The 19,848-nt window shown below is 69.3% G+C and carries 20 protein-coding genes; 14 read left to right on the plus strand and 6 right to left on the minus strand.

The features are described from left to right. Positions 1 to 5 precede the first annotated feature (5 nt). The 5 genes from ACIBTM_RS17245 (at position 6) to ACIBTM_RS17265 (ending at position 4,412) form a co-directional block, all read left to right on the plus strand. Positions 6 to 920, plus strand: coding sequence for a MerR family transcriptional regulator (locus ACIBTM_RS17245; protein WP_395878099.1), 915 nt, complete (start codon positions 6 to 8; stop codon positions 918 to 920). Between the two features lie 9 nt (positions 921 to 929). Next, positions 930 to 1,769, plus strand: a complete 840-nt coding sequence (locus ACIBTM_RS17250; protein WP_395877605.1) for a hypothetical protein — start codon at positions 930 to 932, stop codon at positions 1,767 to 1,769. A gap of 140 nt (positions 1,770 to 1,909) precedes the next feature. Beyond that, a complete protein-coding gene (locus ACIBTM_RS17255; protein ID WP_003073605.1) occupies positions 1,910 to 2,506 on the plus strand; it encodes a response regulator transcription factor in 597 nt (198 codons plus the stop codon). Between the two features lie 382 nt (positions 2,507 to 2,888). Further along, complete coding sequence (locus ACIBTM_RS17260) at positions 2,889 to 3,461, plus strand: sigma-70 family RNA polymerase sigma factor (protein ID WP_026467317.1); 573 nt, start codon at positions 2,889 to 2,891, stop codon at positions 3,459 to 3,461. Beyond that, a complete protein-coding gene (locus tag ACIBTM_RS17265) occupies positions 3,462 to 4,412 on the plus strand; it encodes an anti-sigma-D factor RsdA (RefSeq protein ID WP_395877607.1) in 951 nt (316 codons plus the stop codon). It abuts the gene before it with no gap. Positions 4,413 to 4,502: 90 nt separating this feature from the next. On the opposite strand, the gene ACIBTM_RS17270 is transcribed toward ACIBTM_RS17265, so the two are convergent. Then, positions 4,503 to 4,889, minus strand: a complete 387-nt coding sequence (locus ACIBTM_RS17270) for a DUF5319 domain-containing protein (RefSeq protein WP_005166667.1) — start codon at positions 4,887 to 4,889, stop codon at positions 4,503 to 4,505. Between the two features lie 135 nt (positions 4,890 to 5,024). Here ACIBTM_RS17270 and guaB point away from each other — a divergent pair, with 135 nt between their 5' ends. The 3 genes from guaB (at position 5,025) to ACIBTM_RS17285 (ending at position 8,383) form a co-directional block, all read left to right on the plus strand. Further along, positions 5,025 to 6,536 (plus strand): IMP dehydrogenase, encoded by a 1,512-nt coding sequence (guaB, locus tag ACIBTM_RS17275; protein WP_395877609.1) that lies wholly within the window; start codon positions 5,025 to 5,027, stop codon positions 6,534 to 6,536. Between the two features lie 81 nt (positions 6,537 to 6,617). After that, on the plus strand, positions 6,618 to 7,088 hold the full coding sequence (locus ACIBTM_RS17280; protein WP_395877611.1) for a DUF3574 domain-containing protein: 471 nt from the start codon (positions 6,618 to 6,620) through the stop codon (positions 7,086 to 7,088). 161 nt (positions 7,089 to 7,249) lie between these two features. Further along, on the plus strand, positions 7,250 to 8,383 hold the full coding sequence (locus tag ACIBTM_RS17285; protein WP_034304399.1) for a GuaB3 family IMP dehydrogenase-related protein: 1,134 nt from the start codon (positions 7,250 to 7,252) through the stop codon (positions 8,381 to 8,383). Positions 8,384 to 8,417: 34 nt separating this feature from the next. Here ACIBTM_RS17285 and ACIBTM_RS17290 read toward each other — a convergent pair whose 3' ends face one another. Then, positions 8,418 to 8,981, minus strand: coding sequence for a DinB family protein (locus tag ACIBTM_RS17290; RefSeq protein ID WP_395877613.1), 564 nt, complete (start codon positions 8,979 to 8,981; stop codon positions 8,418 to 8,420). A gap of 77 nt (positions 8,982 to 9,058) precedes the next feature. Between ACIBTM_RS17290 and ACIBTM_RS17295 the strand changes: the two genes are divergently transcribed. Next, positions 9,059 to 10,765, plus strand: coding sequence for a GMC oxidoreductase (locus tag ACIBTM_RS17295; protein WP_395877614.1), 1,707 nt, complete (start codon positions 9,059 to 9,061; stop codon positions 10,763 to 10,765). A gap of 9 nt (positions 10,766 to 10,774) precedes the next feature. After that, positions 10,775 to 11,497, plus strand: coding sequence for a maleylpyruvate isomerase N-terminal domain-containing protein (locus tag ACIBTM_RS17300; RefSeq protein WP_395877616.1), 723 nt, complete (start codon positions 10,775 to 10,777; stop codon positions 11,495 to 11,497). Positions 11,498 to 11,516: 19 nt separating this feature from the next. Here ACIBTM_RS17300 and ACIBTM_RS17305 read toward each other — a convergent pair whose 3' ends face one another. Continuing rightward, positions 11,517 to 12,500, minus strand: coding sequence for an ABC transporter substrate-binding protein (locus ACIBTM_RS17305; protein ID WP_395877618.1), 984 nt, complete (start codon positions 12,498 to 12,500; stop codon positions 11,517 to 11,519). Between the two features lie 53 nt (positions 12,501 to 12,553). Here ACIBTM_RS17305 and ACIBTM_RS17310 point away from each other — a divergent pair, with 53 nt between their 5' ends. Genes ACIBTM_RS17310 through ACIBTM_RS17325 form a run of 4 tightly spaced genes read left to right on the plus strand, consistent with a single transcriptional unit; the run spans position 12,554 to position 16,884 of the window. Continuing rightward, positions 12,554 to 13,561 (plus strand): FecCD family ABC transporter permease, encoded by a 1,008-nt coding sequence (locus tag ACIBTM_RS17310; RefSeq protein ID WP_395877620.1) that lies wholly within the window; start codon positions 12,554 to 12,556, stop codon positions 13,559 to 13,561. Next, a complete protein-coding gene (locus ACIBTM_RS17315) occupies positions 13,558 to 14,616 on the plus strand; it encodes a FecCD family ABC transporter permease (RefSeq protein ID WP_395877622.1) in 1,059 nt (352 codons plus the stop codon). The genes ACIBTM_RS17310 and ACIBTM_RS17315 overlap by 4 nt, the downstream gene beginning before the upstream one ends. Further along, entirely contained in the window at positions 14,613 to 15,407 is a 795-nt protein-coding gene (locus ACIBTM_RS17320; RefSeq protein WP_395877624.1) for an ABC transporter ATP-binding protein, read from the plus strand. Before ACIBTM_RS17315 ends, ACIBTM_RS17320 begins: the two co-directional genes overlap by 4 nt. 37 nt (positions 15,408 to 15,444) lie before the next feature. Next, positions 15,445 to 16,884, plus strand: coding sequence for an FAD-binding oxidoreductase (locus ACIBTM_RS17325; protein ID WP_395877626.1), 1,440 nt, complete (start codon positions 15,445 to 15,447; stop codon positions 16,882 to 16,884). Here ACIBTM_RS17325 and ACIBTM_RS17330 read toward each other — a convergent pair. From ACIBTM_RS17330 to ACIBTM_RS17340, 3 genes are read right to left on the minus strand one after another with little or no spacing between them, the layout of a single operon-like run. Continuing rightward, a complete protein-coding gene (locus ACIBTM_RS17330) occupies positions 16,881 to 18,326 on the minus strand; it encodes an aldehyde dehydrogenase family protein (RefSeq protein WP_395877628.1) in 1,446 nt (481 codons plus the stop codon). The genes ACIBTM_RS17325 and ACIBTM_RS17330 overlap by 4 nt on opposite strands. Before the next feature lie 45 nt (positions 18,327 to 18,371). Beyond that, entirely contained in the window at positions 18,372 to 19,160 is a 789-nt protein-coding gene (locus ACIBTM_RS17335) for a hypothetical protein (RefSeq protein ID WP_395877630.1), read from the minus strand. 55 nt (positions 19,161 to 19,215) lie between these two features. Continuing rightward, on the minus strand, positions 19,216 to 19,746 hold the full coding sequence (locus ACIBTM_RS17340; RefSeq protein WP_395877632.1) for a DinB family protein: 531 nt from the start codon (positions 19,744 to 19,746) through the stop codon (positions 19,216 to 19,218). Between the last annotated feature and the right edge of the window lie 102 nt (positions 19,747 to 19,848).

A 19,848-nucleotide genomic window follows, 5' to 3' on the forward strand; every position in this document is an offset into this window, starting at 1 on the left:
TGCCGGTGGCCTCCGTCGCTCGCCGGCTCGGGGTCGCACCGTCCACCCTGCGCACCTGGGACCGCAGATACGGCGTAGGGCCGAGTCGCCACACCAACGGCCGTCACCGCCGCTACGGCAGCTCCGACATCGGCCGTCTCGAACTGATGCAGCGAGCGCTTCTTCGCGGCGCCTCGACGGCCGAAGCGGCGAAGTACGCACTCGAGCAAATGCCCAGGACCGCGACGGAGCCTTCGGAAGCCGTCGTCGTCCAAGTGGCGGAGCAGGCCGCCGCGCCGGCCGCTGAGGATCACGACGTCCCGTCCCGCCTCGCCAGGCGGTTGAGCACGGCCGCGCTCGCGATGGACTTCGGCGCGGTCCAGCGCATGCTCGCCGACACGATCCGCGAACTCGGCGTCCTGCCCGCCTGGACCGGTGTCGTGTCGCCGGTCCTGACCGCGCTCGGCGCGCGCTGGCGCGGGGTGAGTGCCGGTGCGGAGGTCGAGTACCTTCTCGCCGAATGCGTGTACGCCGCCCTCGTCCGCGCGACGCCGGTGCTCCGCGAACCACGTAACCAGCGTCCGGTCCTGCTGACCTGCGTCCCGGACGAGCGCGACAACCTGCCGATGTACGCGCTCGCCGCAGCGCTGGCGGGGCGGCGGATCGGCGCCCAGCTGTTCGGGGCGTCCCTGCCGGCCGAAGTGCTCGCGGTGACCGTCCGCCGCAGTGTCCCGGCGGCGGTCGTCCTGTGGTCGGGTCGCCGGGCGACCGCGGATCCGCGCCTGTTCGCCAGGGTGTCCCGCGGCCGCCAGCGCAGCAGGCTGTTCGCTTGCGGTCCCGGCTGGGATCCCGCCACGCTCCCGGACAAGATCGAACTGCTCGGCGAACTGACGACCGCCGCCGACCGGATCGAGCACGTTCTTGTCGGTGCGAGGCGATAGAAAGGACGCATGGAATCGTCCTTGCGGTCCGCCGCGTTCGGCGACGGCGTGCCGCCGCCGGACCCCTTCGCGGTGCCCGCGTCGCCTCGCGGACGGTTGCTCGCCGCGATCGGGCTCGGTGCCCGCGGCCGGTACGCGGCGGCGGCAACGCTGCTGAACGAGTTGCGCGCGAGCGGTGGCCCGGTGTTCGCGTCGCTGGCCGCGAGCACGCTGGCGTCGCATCGGCGGCAGCTGGGCGGGCACGCGGCCGCCCTCGTCCTCGACGGCGAGGCGCTCGCGCTGGCGATCACGGAGCCGCAGGGCGAACCCGACCCCGACGGTCTGGACGCCGAGGGCGCGCGGGCGGACGCGCTCCTGGGGCTCGCGGCGGACAACCTCGGGCGCGGCAGGCTGCCCGCCGCCCGGCGGCTGCTCGCCCGTGCGGGCGCGCACTCCGGCAACTGGCGGACCCGGACAAGGGCCGGTTGGGTGGGCGCGGAAATCGAACTGGCGGGTAACATTTCCGAGGCGGCCATCGCTCCTGCGGAAATGGCGCTGGAAACCGCGCGCGCCAGAGGCGCTTGCCGGCATGTCGTCAAATCACGTCTTGTACTCGCCGTGACGATCGCGAATGGCGGTTCCGCTGAGCGGGATCGCGCGAAAGCGCTGGTAGAGGGCGCGCGCGAAACCGCCGAGAAATACGAATTCAATTCACTTCTGTGGGTGGCTTGCCTGCTCGGGGCGGACTTCGGGGCGGGACACGCCGATGAGTATCGATCCAGAAGTGCCGAACTGTTGCACGCAGTGTTACGGCATGCGGATCCTTGCGGGAGGTGGCTCGCACGGGAATCTCCGTGGGTCCCCCTCTGAGGGCGTCTAGCCTGTTGGAGGGCCCATTCCGGCAACCGGGCTAAGAACTTTCAAAAAAAGCCACCGGATCGTGTCAAGGTTCGGGCTAAAGCGTCCGATAGGGGAAGTGGAATGTCACCCGGCTGCAGGAAGGAAACCCCGTGACGACGGTCTTGATCTGCGACGACCGACGCAGTGTCCGCGAAGGGCTCACTCGAGTGATGTCCGCGGTCCCAGGGGTCAGTCGCATCGACTGCGTAGCGCACGGTGACGAGCTGCTGGCCCGGTACTCCCGTCAGCCGGTCGACGTCGTGCTGGTCGGAACCCAGCGCGCTGTCCCGACTGGCGTCGAAGCCACCCGGCGGCTCGTCTCTGCGAACCCCCAAGCGAACGTGATCGTCTTCGGTGCCCCGGACGACGCGGGAAGCATCGCCGCCGCCATCGCCGGCGGTGCGCGCGGCTACCTGCGCTGGGACGCCTCGCGTCCCGAGCTGGTCGCCGCACTGGCGCACACGCTCGCCAGCACCTCGGTACCGGCGCCGCGCCAGCCGTCCGACCCCGGCGTCCAGCTCACGGAGCGCGAGCTCCAGGTGCTTCGCGGGATGAGTCAGGGCAAGAGCAACGGACAGATCGGCCGCGAGCTGTACCTGTCCGAAGACACCGTGAAGACCCACGCGCGCCGCTTGTTCCGCAAGCTCGGCGTTCGGGACCGCGCTCAGGCGGTCGCCCACGGATTCCGCCGTGGACTTGTTTCCTGACAACGCTTTCTTGATTTCATCGGTCAGATTGCACAACGGGTGACGAACGGGCCGGGGGAGTACCCCTGGCCCGTACCTGTGTTCCCTGTCACGCTTCGCACACTTATGTTCGACGCTCAGGCACTCTTGCCCGAGCGAGTCCGCCTCAGGGTGGACCGTCGTACCCCACTGCGTTCCGGCTCGTTGAAAGTTCGACTACGAGCGAAGGGAACCAGGAAGACCCGGGTTCAGCGTGCTCGCCGGAAAGGCGGCACGCCGACGTCGGCCGTCAGTGAAGGGCGGCGGACCCGGGCGGTACGGTAGCTGTCACCGGTAGTGGTCTCCGAAGTCACACGCCGGACTCTTTGCACGCCTATACGTAACACTGGGACTGTTGTCTGCGATGGCCAATGTGGGGGACGGACTGGATGAGCCGGTCGCCGCTGCTGTTGAGGGTGATCCTCAAGCGGTCGAGCGGTTGCTGGCGGCCATCCGTCCTTTGGTAGTGCGGTACTGCCGCGCTCGGGTTGGCAGGCAGGAGCGTTCGTTCGCTTCCGCAGACGACGTTGCTCAGGAGGTGTGTCTCGCGGTGCTCACGGCATTGCCTTCGTACCGTGATCAGGGCCGCCCGTTCCTGGCCTTCGTCTACGGGATCGCCCAGCACAAGGTGGCCGACGCGCATCGCGCCGCGGCCCGCAATCGCGCCGAACCGGTCGCCGAAGTCCCCGACGAGGTCGAGGGTGGCGTCGGTCCCGAGCAGCGTGCCCTCCAAGGCGAGCTGAACGAGCGCATGTCGCAGCTGCTGCGCGTCCTTCCCGACAAACAGCGTGAGATCGTGGTCCTGCGGGTAGTCGTGGGATTGTCCGCCGAGGAGACGGCAGAGGCCGTGGGGTCCACCCCCGGCGCCGTCCGGGTGGCCCAGCATCGCGCCCTCGCGCGCCTACGTAAGGTTCTGGCCGCTGAGGAGGTGATCTGAGTGACCGATCGCGACCGTCGGTTCTCCCCTGGGACCGATCGTGAACTGACGGCTTTCGAAAGAGGGCTGACGCCTTCGGAAGCCGAGTTCGCAGCTGATCTGTCGGCCGTCCAGGCCGATGACGCACTGCTCGACGCACTCGGTGGCTCGGATCCGAAGATGGCCGACGACCTCGGCGATCAAGAACTCAATGCCCTGCTGCTGGCTTGGCGGCGTGACATCGACAGCGAACCGCTCGCGGAACTCGTCGACGTCGACACCGCCGTCGTCACCGTGAAGACCGCCGCGCTCGCCCGCAGACACGGGGGAAGACGCCGGCTGCTGGTCCCGGTGGCCGCCGCCGCGGCCGTCCTGGCCATCGCCTTCGCCGGTACCGGTCTCGCCGCGAAGGACGCGCAGCCTGGTGACACTCTTTGGGGCCTGACCAAGGTGCTTTACGCCGACCACGCCCGGTCGGTCGAGGCCGCCGCGGCGGCCAAACTCGATCTCGAAAAGGCCAACCTCGCGCTCGCCGGTGGGCGCCTCGACGACGCCCGGAAGGCGCTCGACGAGGCCCAGGCCGCGCTGAACCAGGTGACCGACGAAGAGAACCGCGATCAGCTGCTCGAACAGCACCGCCAACTGAGCGCGCAGCTGCAGAATCCCGGTCAGCAGCCGCTGCCCCCGGATAAGCAGTCGCCCACGCAGACTCCGGTCGCGACCACCCCGCAGCCCACTCCGCAGCCGACGGCTCCGCCGACGTCGCTGCCGGGAGGCGGCAACCCCGGCACGACTCTGCCGGGCACCACGACTCCCTCGCCGACTCCGCCGACCACGACCAGTGAGCCCCCGCCGCCCACGACGTCGACCACGCCGCCGGCCTCGGGCAACGACCCGGGCGGCTCGCGGAACGAGCCGTCGCCGGGCGCCGGAGCGCAGGCTCCCGCGGCAGGAGCGGTCGAGACGCCGTAACACCCGAGAACGTCGAAGGGCCTGGTGAGATCCCTCTCACCAGGCCCTTTCGCTGTACGACTCAAATCGCCTTTAGCGGGCTAAACGCGATCAGTAGGCGCTCTCGTTGGCTGTGACACCGTCCGCGAAGCCGCGGCAGTAGTCCCAGCTCACGTAATCGCCGGGGTTCGGATCGAAGGCTGGCTCGTGCGGCCTCATGCGGCCGTCGGCGAGCAGCTGCTCGAGACTGGCGCGCAGCAGATGCCAGTCGTGATAGTGGGGTTCGTCGCATTCACCGCAGTCGACCACGATCCCGCGTACTCCGCGCGGTTCGAGAAGCGCCTGGTAGACGGCGAGATCGGAGAGGTCGGCCAGCAACTCGGTGCGCTCTTCGTCGCTGATCGGCTCGTCGAGCCGGTCGGCGTCGTCGATGAACGCGCGGGCCGGGTCGTCCGGGTCATCCGCGAACGGGTCTGGGGGCAACGCATCTTGCGGCACGCCTGCACGCTACCGGGCGCCCACCCGGGCCGGGCGGCCGCCCGGCCCGGATATCATGAGGGGCAGGCCCCCGCCACGAGGCCACCAGCCACGGCGGCTCCCATTTATCACCGCTAGGAAGGCCCTTCGCCTGCTATGACCAGCGACAGCGTCACCGCCCCCGTCCCGAGCAAGTTCGCCATGCTCGGGCTGACCTTCGACGACGTGCTGCTGCTGCCGGCCGAGTCCGACGTGGTGCCCAGTGCGGTCAGCACCCGCACCCGGCTCTCGCGCAACGTCACCCTGAACATCCCGCTGGTCTCCGCCGCCATGGACACGGTCACCGAAGGCCGGATGGCCATCGCGATGGCACGCCAGGGCGGGATGGGCGTGCTGCAGCGCAACCTGCCGATCGACGACCAGGCGGCGGCCGTCGAGGTCGTGAAGCGCTCTGAAGCAGGCATGGTGACCGACCCGGTCACCTGCTCGCCCGAGGACACCCTCGCCGAGGTCGACGCCCTGTGCGCGCGGTTCCGGATCTCCGGTGTGCCCGTCACGGACGCCGCCGGGACGCTGGTGGGCATCATCACCAACCGCGACATGCGGTTCGAGGTCGACCACACCCGCGCGGTGCACGAGGTGATGACGAAGCTGCCGCTGGTCACCGCGCAGGTCGGTGTCACCGCGGAGGCCGCGCTCGGGCTGCTTCGCCGTCACAAGATCGAGAAGCTGCCCATCGTCGACGGCGCCGGCAAGCTGCGCGGGCTGATCACGGTCAAGGACTTCGTCAAGACCGAGCAGTACCCCAACGCCTCCAAGGACACCAACGGCCGGTTGATCGTCGGTGCCGCCGTCGGGGTCGGCCCGGACGGGCACAAGCGCGCGATGGCGCTGGCCGACGCCGGGGTGGACGTGTTGATGGTCGACACCGCGCACGGGCATTCCCGCGCCGTCGTCGAGACCGTCGCGCTGCTGAAGAAGGAACTGGGCGACACCGTCGACATCGTCGGCGGCAACGTCGCGACCCGGGCCGGTGCGCAGGCGCTGGTGGAGGCGGGCGCGGACGGGATCAAGGTCGGCGTCGGCCCCGGTTCCATCTGCACCACCCGCATCGTCGCCGGGGTCGGTGTGCCGCAGATCTCCGCGATCTACGAGGCCGACCAGGCGGCGCGCCCGGCCGGGATCCCGGTGATCGGTGACGGCGGCATCCAGTACTCGGGTGACATCGCGAAGGCGATCGCGTCCGGCGCGTCCACGGTGATGCTCGGCAGCCTGCTCGCGGGCACCGCCGAATCGCCCGGCGACCTGATCCTGGTCAACGGCAAGCAGTTCAAGACCTACCGCGGCATGGGCTCGCTGGGCGCCATGCAGTCGCGCGGCGAGGCGAAGTCCTACTCGAAGGACCGCTACGCACAGGACGACGTGCTGAGCGAGGACAAGCTGGTCCCCGAGGGCATCGAAGGGCGGATCCCGTTCCGCGGACCGCTCGCGAACGTCGTCCACCAGCTGGTGGGCGGGCTGCGTTCGGGTATGGGCTACGCGGGGGCGTCGACGATCCCCGAGCTGCAGGAGGCGCAGCTGGTGCGGATCACCGCGGCCGGGCTCAAGGAGAGCCACCCGCACGACATCACCATGACCGTCGAGGCACCGAACTACACCACCCGTTAGTCCGCCCCTTAGGACACTTACCCATCCGGTTCCGTTCCCGGGAGACTTGGCCCGCTGATCAAGTCTCCTGGGAGGAACCCGATGTCTTTCACGTCGCGCCGGACCGCGCTCGCCGTCTTCGCCGCCGCTGCCCTCGGGCTCGGCGGCGGGGTGGCGGCTTCCGCCGTCCCCACCGCTTCCGCCGCGCCTTCCGCGCCCGAGGCCGCCGCTCTTCAAGCGTCGCCGGGTGAGCTGTGGAAGCGCACCGAGCTGTACTTCGGGACGACGAAGCCGGGCGGCGAGGAGCTGACCGACGCCGAGTTCACCGCGTTCACCGACAAGGCCGTCACGCCGAGGTTCCCGGACGGGTTCACCGAGCTGACCGGGCGCGGCCAATGGCGCGGTTCGGACGGCGTGATCTCGCGGGAGAAGTCGAAGGTGATCGTCGTCGTGTACCCGTTCAGCGATCGCGACGCGAACCGCGAGATCGAGGAGATCCGGACCGACTACAAGAAGGCCTTCTCGCAGGAATCCGTCCTCCGGACCGACTCCGTGGAGAAGGTCTCCTTCTGACCTCGCCACCCTCAGAGCGCCTTTAGCGGGCTAAACGCGAAACGGGTGGGGCGAATGGGGCTGGTGTGACTTTCGGCCCGGTTCGGGTGCCCCGTGCGCAGGTCACCCACGCGGCCTAGCGACAATGGGGTGTAACGGTCGTCGGTGAGAAGGGACTTGACGTGCGGGATCTGGTCGAGATCGGCATGGGCCGCACCGCGCGGCGGGCGTATGACCTCGATGACGTGGAGATCGTGCCGTCGCGGCGCACCCGGTCGTCTTCGGTCGTGTCCACCGCCTGGCAGATCGACGCGTACCGGTTCGAGCTGCCGCTGGTCACGCACCCCACCGACGCGATCGTGTCGCCGGGAACCGCGGTGGCCGTCGGCGAGCTCGGCGGACTGGGCGTCCTCAACGCCGAAGGCCTTTGGGCGCGGCACCCGAACGTCGAGGACGCGATCTTCCGCCTCGTCCGGGCCGCCGAGGACACCGAGGACCCGACCGCGATCGTGCGTGAGCTGCAGGAACTGCACTCCGCCCCGATCCGGCTGGACCTGCTGACCGAGGCCATCAAGACCGTCCGCGAGTCCGGGGTCACCGTGGCCGCGCGGGTCAGCCCGCAGCACGCCGCCGAGCTCACGCCGGATCTGCTCGCGGCCGGCGTCGAGATCCTCGTCGTGCAGGGCACGATCATCTCGGCCGAGCACGTCCAGCGGGACGCCGAGCCGCTGGACCTGAAGGACTTCATCGGTCGGCTCGATGTTCCGGTGATCGCGGGTGGCGTCAGCGACTACCGCACCGCGATGCACCTGATGCGCACCGGCGCGGCCGGCGTCATCGTCGGCCACGGGGCCAGCCGCGGCGTGACGAGCACCGACAGCGTGCTCGGGATCGGGACGCCGATGGCGACCGCGATCGTCGACGCCGCGGCCGCGCGCCGCGACTATCTCGACGAGACCGGCGGCCGGTACGTCCACGTGCTCGCCGACGGCGGGATGAGCACGTCCGGCGACATCGCCAAGGCCATCGCGTGCGGTGCCGACGCGGTCATGCTGGGCGCGCCGCTGGCCGCCGCCTCCGAGGCGCCGGGGCAGGGGCTCTACTGGACGTCGGCGGCTGCGCACCCGTCGCTGCCGCGTTCGCGCGTGGCGCTGGGGCCGGACTACGCCGTCGACCTGAAGACGCTGCTGTTCGGGCCGTCCTCGGACGCTGAGGGCGTCGTGAACCTCTTCGGTGCGCTTCGCCGCGCGATGGCGAAGACGGGCTACTCGGACCTGAAGGAGTTCCAGCGGGTCGGCCTGACCGTCCGCCGCTGACGCTCGCTTCCCGGCCCGTTTCGCGTTTAGCCCGCTAAAGGCGCTCTGTGGCCGCCCGGGCGGCGCGGTCGATTTCGGCGCGCCGGGATTCCCAGAAGGCCGGGTCCTTGGCGGGGGCCAGGTCGACGGAGCCGTCCAGCTGCTCCCGCAGGATGTCGGCGTGCCCGGCGTGCCTGCTGGTCTCGGTGAGCATGTGGACCAGGATGTTGAAGAGCGTCACGTCGGGACTCGGCCACCACGGAACGCGTCCGGGCGAGTCGATGGCGAGCGCGGCGATGGTCGCGTCGGAGTGCTCCCAGACGCGCCGGTAGCGGCTGACGATCTCCTCGCGGGTTTCGTGCTCGGTCGCCCACAGGTCGCTGCCACGCTCGGGGACCGCCTCGGGAAACGGCCGGTCGAAGACCTCGCCGAAGTAGCGGGCCTCCCACGCCGCCAGGTGCTTGACCAGGCCGAGAAGGTTGGTCCCCGTCGAAGTCAGCGGACGTCGGACGTCGTATCCGGAAAGCCCGTCGAGCTTCCGAAGCATCGCTTCACGGATCTCTCGCAGGTCACTGTGCAGGTATTCCTTCGCGAAATCGTCGATCACGAGTCCGAGCATGCACCATCCGAGTGGAAGGTAACCGACGAGTAACTTACCTCTGGTCAGAAGGGGTGGCCGGGGTTACAGTCGAGGGTGTGACTGCGAGTAACACCACCACTGAAGACGACTTCGACTACGACGTGATCGTCGTCGGCTCCGGGTTCGGCGGCAGTGTCGCCGCCCTCCGCCTGACCGAGAAGGGCTACCGCGTCGCCGTCATCGAGGCGGGGCGCCGCTTCGCCGACGACGAGTTCGCGAAGACGTCCTGGGACCTTCGCCGCTATGTCTGGGCGCCTCAGGTCGGCTGCTACGGCATCCAGCGCATCCACATGCTCAAGGACGTCATGGTGCTCGCCGGCGCGGGCGTCGGCGGAGGCTCGCTGGTCTACGCGAACACGCTGTACCGCCCGTTGAAGCCGTTCTACGTGGACCCGCAGTGGTCCCACATCACCGACTGGGAGTCCGAGCTCGGCCCGCACTACGACCAGGCCAGCCGGATGCTGGGCGTCGTCACCAACCCCAGCGTCACGCCGTCCGACGTCGTCATGAAGGGCGTCGCCGCGGACATGGGCGTGCCCGAGTCGTACCACCCGACGCCCGTCGGCGTGTACTTCGGCAAGCCGGGGGAGCGCGCCGAGGACCCGTACTTCGGCGGCGCGGGTCCGGCGCGCACCGGCTGCACGGAATGCGGCGCCTGTATGACCGGCTGCCGCGTCGGCGCCAAGAACACGCTGGTCAAGAACTACCTCTACCTCGCGGAGAAGGACGGCGCGAAGGTCATCCCCCTCACCACCGTGAGCGCGATTAGCCCGCTAAACGCAGGTGGGTACGAGGTGAGCATCAAGAAGACCGGGACCACCTCGCGCAGGTTCCGGCACAAGCTGACGGCCGCGCAGGTGGTCCTCGCGGCAGGCACGTGGGGCACGCAGAACCTCCTCCACAGCATGCGCGACACCGCCAAGCTGCCGAAGCTCTCGCCGCGTCTCGGTGAACTGACCCGCACGAACTCCGAGGCCATCATCGGCGCCGCCCGCACCTCGGTCGACGAAGAGCGGAACTTCAGCCGCGGCGTCGCGATCACCTCGTCGATCCACCCCGACGACAACACGCATATCGAGCCCGTCCGCTACGGCAAGGGCAGCAACGCGATGAGCCTGCTCCAGACCATCGCCACCGAAGGCGACTCGGCGGTCCCGCGCTGGCGCCAGGCCGTGAACTTCATGTTCAAGCATCCGGTCCAGACGGCGAAGCTGCTCAACGGCTACCGCTGGAGCGAGCGCACGGTGATCCTGCTGGTGATGCAGAGTCTCGACAACTCGATCACCACGTACACCAAACGCGGGCTCTTCGGCCGCCGCAAGTACACGTCCAAACAGGGCCACGGCGAGCCGAACCCCAGTTTCATCCCCGCCGGGCACGAGGCCAACCTCCGCACCGCCGAGCGCATCGGCGGTATGGCGGGCGGCACCTGGGGCGAGATCTTCGACATCCCGCTGACGGCGCACTTCATCGGCGGTGCTCCGATCGGCACGGCGGCCGACAACGGCGTGATCGACCCGTACCACCGGGTCTTCAACTATCCCGGATTGTCCATTGTGGATGGTTCGGCGATCACGGCGAACCTCGGTGTGAACCCCTCGCTGACCATTACCGCGCAGGCCGAGCGGGCCTTCTCGTTCTGGCCCAACAAGGGCGAAAAGGACAGCAGGCCGGCACAGGACGCGCCGTACGCGCGGCTCGAACCGATCGCGCCGAAGAATCCCGCGGTTCCGGCGGCCGCGCCGGCGGCACTTCGGCGCTAAATTGGGGGAGTGACCGCCACCGAACGCGCACACGCGCTGCTGAACCGCGTCCGCGCCCTGCACGACGAATGGGCGCGGTTGACGCGCGGGCTCGACGAGGAGGCGGTGCACGCCCCCAGTGCGTTGCCCGGCTGGACGCGTGCGCATCTGCTGTCCCACCTGGCGCGTAACGCCGACGGCCTGGTCAATCTGCTCACCTGGGCGAAATCGGGTGTCGAGACGCCGATGTACGCCGGTGAGGCGGCCAGGGACGACGACATCGAGAAGGGCGCGTACCGGTCCGCCGAGGAGATCGCCGAAGACGTCGTCGCCTCCGCGGCACGGTTCGCCGAGGTCGCGTCGGACCTGCCGGACGAGGCATGGCAGGCCCGGGTGCGCGCCCGGCAGGGGCGGGAGATCCCGGCGGAGTTCGTGCTGTGGCTCAGGCTCTCCGAAACCGCCATCCACTTGGCGGATCTCGACCTCGGCTACGACTTCGCGCGGGTCGCCGAGTTGCTCGGCGACGAGTTCGAGATCGTCGTCGGCAACGCCATCGGCATGTACGGCGGCGAGTTGCCCTCGGTCCTTCTGGTCGCTGTCAGCGAAGACGGGACCCGTCACGAATGGCGGATGGGCACCGGAGAGCCGGCCACGCTGACCGGCTCCCCGGGTGACGTCCTGGCATGGATCACCGGCCGTAGCGACGGATCCACTTTGGACGGTACCGCGCCGCCACTGCCGAATTGGTTGTGACGGCTCGGTCCACAAAGGACTATGCGCGGAACGAGTCCACGCCGAACTGCTTCGCGATGTCGTCCAGCATGGCGTGCGCGCCCTGCAGGCTCACCGAGGTGAACCAGGTGGCGTCGTTGACGTCGATCACCTTTCCCTTGAGGGTGCCCCAAAGCGGGTTCGACTGGAACTTCGTCTTCGGGTTTTCGGCCTGCTTGGTCTCGTCGGCGTAGCTGGCGACGAAGATCGCTTCGGCGTCGAGTTTCCCGATCTCTTCCTGGCTCAGGTCGTTCGAGATCTTCGCCTTGTTGTCCGGCTGCCCGGCGGGCCGCTGGAGCCCGGTGTCGGCCATCACGGTGCCGGGGAACGACGCGCTGCTGTAAAGCCGCACGGTCGGCTCCCCTTCGACGAAGCGGACCACCGAGACCGCGGCGGATTTGCCGAGCTTGGCCTTGATCGCGTCACCGACTTTGCGGGCTCGCTCCTCGTAGGCCTTGATCTTCTGCTCCGCCAAGGCTTCCTTGCCCAGCGCCTTGCCGAGCATCCGGATGTTGTCCTTCCAGGTGGCGCCGGTGGTCTGGCTGAACACCGTGGGCGCGACCTTGCCGAACTCGGCGTAGAACTTCTCGTGGCGCACCTTCGCCGACACGATCAGATCCGGCTTGATGTCGTACAGCTTCTCGATGTCCGGGCTTTCGAGCGCGCCGATCTCCTTGGCGCCCTCGGCGTACTTGCGGTCGTCGCCGAGGTAGTCCGGCAGCTTGTCGTAGTTGCGATATTTGGTGTACGCCACGACCTTCGTCTCGAGCGCCAGCGTCGCGTCGACGTAGCTGGAGTCCAGCGCCGCGACGGTGACGGGCTGCTTGTCGATCGTGGTCGACCCCATCACGTGTTCGACGGTGCGCGGGAATCCACTTTGGCCGGTGCCGGTGGGGGCGGCTTCCTGTGCTCCGCCACCGCATGCGGAGAGTGCCAGGCAGGCGGTCACGGCGAAGGCGACGACTGCGCGCCGGGGTGGGGTCATGGGTCACTCTTTCTCTGCGGTTAGGCTTTCCTAACCGGAGCATAGGATGGCGGATGTCCACAGTGGAAGTTCGTGTTGGAAAGGCGACAGCGGGAGCCCTGCTGGTCACTCTTCTGGCTGTGATCTGCGTCGCGAGTGTCGCCCTCGGTGCGCGTTCGATTCCGTTGGGTGTGGTTTGGGACGCGATTTTTCATCCTGCGGGTGTGCCGGATCACCTGATCGTCCGTTCGTTGCGGGTGCCGCGCACGTTGCTCGGTGTTCTGGCGGGACTCGCGCTCGGCGCGGCCGGGGCGCTCATGCAGGGCCACACCCGTAACCCGCTCGCGGACCCTGGCTTGCTCGGCGTCACCCAGGGCGCGGCGTTCGCGGTGGTGCTCGCCGTCGTCGTGCTGGGCATCGACGACCTGTACGCGTTCATCTGGTTCGGCTTCGCGGGCGCCCTCGTCGCGAGTGCCGTCGTGTTCCTGCTCGGCGCAGTCGGCGGCCGCGGCGCCACACCGGTGACGCTCGCGCTGGCCGGTGCCGCGGTGAGCGCCCTGCTCAACGGCATAATCTCCGCGATCGTGCTCGGCGACGACCGCGGGATGGAGACGTACCGCTTCTGGCACGTGGGTTCGATCGCGGGCCGGGATCCCGCGATGATCGGCCAGATCGCCCCCTTCGTGGCCGCGGGCTTGCTCCTCGCCGTGATCAACACGCCGGGGATGAACACGCTCGCGCTCGGTGACGACGTCGCCGTCGCGCTCGGGCGGCGGGTCGGCCGGACGCGGTTGCTCGGGGTCGCCGCGATCACGCTGCTGACCGGCGCCGCCGTCGCCGCCTGCGGTCCGATCGCGTTCCTGGGCCTGCTCGTTCCGCATTTCGCGCGGGCGATCAGCGGACCCGATTACCGCTGGCTGGTGCCGTTCTCGGCCGTGCTCGGCGCGATCCTGCTGCTGGCCGCGGACCTCCTCGGCCGCGTCGTCGCATCGGACAGCCTGGAGGTCGGCATCATGCTGGCGGTGCTCGGCGTGCCGGTGTTCGTCCACCTCGTCCGCAAGAAGGGCCTGGCACGGATATGACGGCTCCCAAGGTGATCTCGTTCGGCCCGGCGGCCTGGACCGTCCGGCCGAGGACACTCGCCGTCGTGACCCTCGCGGCGATCGCGCTGGTACTGGTCGCGGCGCTGAACATCGGCATCGGCACCTCACACATCGGCCTCGGCGACGTCCTGAAGACGCTGTTCGGCGGCGGCACCTCGCGGGAACGCGGGATCATCTTCGACCTGCGGATGCCGCGCACGCTGACCGCGATCGGCGTCGGCGCCGCCCTCGGCCTTTCGGGTGCGCTGTTCCAGACCATCGCCCGGAATCCGCTGGCCAGCCCGGACATCCTCGGGATCACCTGGGGCGCGGGCGTCGGCGCTGTCGGCGTGATCGTCGCCGGTGGCACGGGCGGCCAGGTCAGCGGTTTGGCGAGCACACTGGGTGTCCCGCTCGCCGGGCTCGCCGGCGGCGTGATCGCGGGGATCCTGCTGTACGCCCTTTCCTGGCGGCGCGGGATCGATGGCTACCGGCTCGTCCTGATCGGCATCGCGCTGTCCGCCGTCGGCTACAACCTCGTGTACTGGCTGCTGACCGTCGGAGACGTCGACAACGCCGCGCGCGCGACGACGTGGATCGTGGGCAGCCTCGCCGACGTCGGCTGGGAATCGGTCGCCCCGGTCCTGCTCGCGCTGGCCGTGCTCGCGCCGGTCACGCTGATCGCCGGGCACACCATCGGCGGGCTTCAGTTCGGCGACGACACGGCGCGCGGTCTGGGTATTCGCGTCGACGCCGCCCGCGGGACCCTGCTGCTGCTCGCCGCGGCACTGGCCGCGGTCGCCACCGCGGCCGCCGGGCCCATCACCTTCGTCGCGCTGGCCACCCCACAGATCGCCTTGAGGCTGGTCCGCTCGGCACAACCGCCGCTGTTCGGGTCGATGGTCCTCGGTGCGCTGCTGACCGTCGGCGCGGATTTCGTGGTGCGGGTGACGCCGGGCCTGTCCGGGCTCCCGGTCGGCGTGCTGACGGCGATCCTCGGTGCGCCGTACCTGATCTTCCTGTTCATCCGCAGCCGTAAGGAGGAGCGCGCGTGAACGCCAGACTGCGTGCCCGGGAACTGGAACTCGGTTACGGCGAAACGCCCGTCGTGACCGGGCTCGACCTCGACGTCCTCGACGGGACCGTCACCGCGATCATCGGACCCAACGGCTGCGGCAAGTCCACCTTGCTGCGTGCGCTGGCGAGGTTGCTCAAGCCCCGCCAGGGCGCGGTACTGCTGGACGGCGAGCGGATCGACAAGCTGCCGACCCGTGAGGTCGCCAAGATCATCGGCCTGTTGCCGCAGACGCCGTCCGCCCCCGAAGGGCTGACCGTCTCCGATCTGGTCCGGCGCGGACGGCATCCGCACCAGAGCTGGTACCGGCAGTGGTCCTCCTCCGACGACGAGGCGATCGAACGGGCGCTGCGGCTGACCGGGATGGACGAGTACGCGAGCCGGGTCGTCGACCAGCTTTCCGGCGGGCAGCGGCAGCGGGCGTGGATCTCGATGACGCTGGCCCAGGAGACCGGGCTGCTCCTGCTGGACGAGCCGATCACCTACCTCGACCTCGCGCACCAGATCGACGTGCTGGACCTGGTGTACCGGCTGCACAAGGAACGCGGGACCACCGTGGTGATGGTGCTGCACGACCTGAACCTCGCCGCCAGGTACGCGGACAAGCTGGTCGCGATGCGCGGCGGCCGGATCGTCGCGCAGGGCCCGCCGGCCGAGGTGCTCACCGAGCCGCTCCTCGACGAGATCTTCGGCCTGTCGGCGAAGGTCATGGAGGATCCGGTGTCCGGTACGCCGCTGGTCGTACCGGTGAGCGCACACCTTCGGGCGTAGCGTCGCAACCTGCCCGTTCGCTACGCGTCTAACGGGCATGGAGAGAAGGGCGTTCCTCAAACTCGCCGGTGCGACCGTGGCCGGAGTGGCCGCGACGGCGTGCTCGGCCGCGCCTCCTGGGCCGGCGCCCAGCTCCGCACCCGGAACGTCGTTGCCGCCGAGCACCGGGGTCACGCCACCGTCCGGCCCGCCGGACTGGGCCGCGCTGCGGAACAAGATCTCCCTTCTCCTGCCGGGGGATTCCGGCTACGACAACGCCAAACGCGTGTTCAACCCGGCCTTCGACGGGCTCAGGCCCGCCGCGATCGCGAACTGTGCCAAGCCGGAAGACGTGCAGGAGGCCGTTTCCGCGGCGGCACGGCGAGTCCCGATCGCCGCTCGCGGTGGGGGCCACAGTTACGCGGGCTACTCGGTTCCCGACGGTGGCTTGATGATCGACCTCGGCGGAATGTCCTCAGTGGACGTCCAAGGTGAACAGGTCGTGATCGGCGCGGGTGCGAAATTGAAGAACGTCTACGCGACGCTCGGTGCCGCGGGACGTTGCCTGCCCGCTGGTTCTTGCCCCAGCGTCGGGATAGCCGGGCTGACGCTCGGCGGCGGAATCGGTGTCCTCGCCCGGAAATACGGCCTCACCTGTGATCACCTGGTGTCCGCGCAAGTCGTCACGGCGGACGGGAAACTGCGGACGGCGTCGGCGGAGTCCGAGCCCGAGCTTTTTTGGGCGTTACGCGGTGGGGGAGGCGGCAACTTCGGTGTCGTCACCTCGTTCACCTTTCGCACCGATCCGGCACCTTCGGCTGTTTCGGTGTTCTCCTTGCGTTTCCCGGCGGGCAGCGCGAACGACGTCCTCGCCGAGTGGCAGCGATGGCTTCCCGAAGCGCCGCCGGAGTTGTGGGCGAATGTCGTACTGTCCGGGGGATCGCCGGTCGGTGCGCGCGTTTCCGGTTGCTACGTCGGCGATTCCGCTTCCTTGGGCAAGTTGTTGGACGGATTCCCCGGCGCATCGCGCTCGGTCAAGCAGTTCGACTACCTCGGCGCGATGAAGTACTTCTCCGGCAGCGAGAGCCGGCAGTCCTTTGTGGCCTCGTCACGGATACTCGAAGAACCGGCCGATCCCGCGAAGCTGACGTCCGTGCTCAAGGGCAGGCGCGGAATGGATCTCCTGGTCGACGGGCTCGGCGGTGCGGTCGCCGACGTCGCCCCGGACGCGACCGCGTTCTGGCATCGGAAGGCGATCGGCAGTGTGCAGATCTACAGCCAGGCGGACGCGCGTAACCGTTCCACGGCAACGGATTCCGTCGCTGAAGTGGTGACGGGGCTCGGGCTGGGCGGGGGCTATGTCAACTACATCGACCCCGCCCTGCCCGACTGGATGACGGCCTACTACGGCGGCAATGCCGCGCGCCTCAAGCAGGTGGCCAAAACCTACGACCCGGACAAGGTCTTCGGGTTCGCGCAGGCCGTCACCCCGGATTAGAGGTCGATACCGGTGAAGACGGTGACCCGTTCTTCGGTGAGGTCGTGCATCGCGGCGAGAACGCCTTCCCTGCCGACGCCCGATCCTTTGACGCCGCCGTACGGCATCTGGTCCGCGCGGTAGGACGGGACGTCGCCGATGATCACGCCGCCGACCTCTAGCTCTGTCGACGCGTAGAAGGCGAGATGGACGTCGCGGGTGAACACCCCGGCCTGCAAGCCATAGGCGGATCCGTTGACCGAAGCGAAAGCCTCGTCGACACCATCCACAATGGACACCGCGAGCACCGGGCCGAAGATCTCCTCCGCCCAGGCCTTTGTGGACGGTGGGACGTCGGTGAGCACGGTCGGCTCCACCGTGGCGCCGTCACGCTTGCCGCCGGTGAGGATCTTCGCGCCCGCGGCGACGGCTTCGTCGATCCAGGCCACGATCCGCTCCGCGGCGGCCTCGTCGACGACCGGGCCCACATCGGTGTTCTTGTCGTACGGGTCGCCGGTCCGCTGTGCTTTCACGGCTTCCACCAAGGCGGGCACGAACTCTTCGGCGACCTCGCGTTCGACGATGACGCGTTGCACGGCGATACAGGACTGCCCGGCCTGGTAGTTGCCGAAGGTCGCGATCCGCTCCGCCGCGCCCTCGGGATCCGGCCAGTCGCGGAGCACGACGGCGGCCGCGTTGCCGCCGAGTTCGAGCACGACATGCTTGCGCGGCGCGGCATCCGCCAGCGACCAGCCGACCGGGCCCGAACCGGTGAACGACACCACCGGCAGCCGGGGATCCGCGACCAGCGCCGACGTCTCCTCGTTGCCGAGCGGCAGCACCGAGAACGCGCCTTCCGGCAGCTCCGTCTCGGCCAGGATCTCGCCAAGGATCAGCGCGGCCAGCGGCGTCCGCGGCGCGGGTTTGACGATGATCGGCGCGCCGACCGCGAGCGACGGCGCGACCTTGTGCGCCACCAGGTTCAGCGGGAAGTTGAACGGCGCGATGCCCAGCACCGGGCCGCGCGGGACGCGGCGGGTGAGCGCCAGCCTGCCTTCGCCCGCCGGATCGGTGTCCAGTCGCTGCAGGTCACCGCTGAACCGGCGGGCCTCCTCGGCGGCGATCCGGAACACCGACACCGCGCGCCGCACCTCGGCTTCGGCCCACTTGAGTGGCTTGCCGTTCTCGGCCGTGATGACCTCGGCGATCTCCTCGGCCCGGCCGGCGATGACCCGCGAAACGTGGTCGAGCGCGGCGGCGCGGCTGTGCGCAGAAGAACGGCGGAACTCCTTCGCGACGCTCACCGCCGCGCTCACCGCTCGTTCGACCTGATCAGGGCCGGGCACCGCGACGGTGGCGACTTCGCTTCCGTCGAAGGGGTGGTGCACGGTGAGCGTCGAAGCGCCCTGCTCGGGGCGTCCGGCGATCCAGGCGGGGCGCGGCTCCGGAGTGATCATGTCCATGGGTGACAAGGTATTCCAGTCAGGGTTCGACGGGCACCTTGAGCGCTACGCCAGGCTCGCGGTGAGCAGCAACGGGGTGGCGACGCCGTGCCGGGCGCTCAGGTCGGCGAGGAGGCCGGCGAGCCAGCCGACCGCGTCCGGCGACCACTCGGCGAGTGTCCCGTGGAAGGTGACCGCGTGCTGGGGCGGGCCGTTCCAGAAGTCGTCGTCGAACGGAGGCCTGAGGTCGGCCTGGCCGTCCGCGTACGACTCGCACACGAACACACCCTGATCGATCGTGGTCAGCCGGTCCGCGATCGACAGGACCGCGGGGGACCGCCCGCCGTCCAGTGTCACGCGCACGGAGGTCCGCGACGCCGGAGCGCTGTCGTCGAACCACGCCTTGGTGAGCAGCGACGGCGACCGGGCCGGATCCGGGCGCGGCGCCGTGTCGAGGCATTGGACGGGCAGCAGGATCTGCACCGCGTCCAGCCTGAGACTTCCGATGCGCGCCACCGCGTCACCGGCGCACCTCAGGAACGGCTGGACCGGCAGCGGCCGATCACCCGGCACCGGCTCGGCCTCCACCTGGAACCACGCGGCGAGTGAGGTATCGGCGAGCGGGTGTTCCCGACCCGCGTCATTCATTCCCCACAAACCGGCAGGGCCGTCTTCACGCAGCCACCCCATGGCGACCGAACGCTCGTAGAACACCAAGTACGCGTCACGATCCGTGTCCGGGGTGCGCCACGGGTGCGGTGTGAGCTCGCCGTAGAGCGCCGCGAACAGGGTGCCCGCGAACCCGCGGGCACCCGGCGCCAGACCGGGGCGGACCTCGTCACCGTTGCCGCTCACTGCGTCTCCCGCCTGTCGCGATCGCTCCCTTCTTACGGCAATCGCGTTTAGCGGGCTAAACGCGACGCGTGTAGAGGTCGCGCAGCAGGAGGATTTCGGCACCGTGGTGGATGACCTCCCGGTTGATGTGCAGGACGAGGGCCGCGAAGGGGTACTCCGCGTACGGGCCTTCGGCCTCGCCGCAGGGGCGTTCGAGGTCTTCGGCGGTGAGGCCGCGGACGCCGTCACGCCAGCACGCGTAGGCGTCGTCGAGCTGCTTCAGCGCTTCTTCGGCGGAGGCCGCGTAGGGGAACGTTTGGTAGTCGACGGGCGGGCCGCCGAAGTGCGACGCGGTCCGCATCGCGAAGACGCCGACGATGATGTGGGCGAGGCGCCAGGCGATCGTCGTCACCGGCGGCGGGGACGGCGCCGGATACGCCCAGTCGATCGTGAGCTCGCCGTTCTCGCCCGGCCTTATCGTCCAGCAGTCCTCGACGGGCTCCCAGAGGTACTCGTCGTCGGTGAGGGTCTCCAGCCGGGGACGCAGGAGCCCCTTCCAGTGCCAGTCGAGCTGTTCGGACAGTTCCTTGCTCCAGTCGATGCCCATGTCCCGGACGCTAGGCCCCCTCGCGGTCATACACTGTCCTGAATCGTGAGGGGGTTGGCGGCGGGGTGACCGGGCCCACCTGGGACGATGGTGGGGAAGCGT

It is taken from the genome of Amycolatopsis sp. NPDC049868, assembly GCF_044461365.1.
Lineage (GTDB): Bacteria > Actinomycetota > Actinomycetes > Mycobacteriales > Pseudonocardiaceae > Amycolatopsis.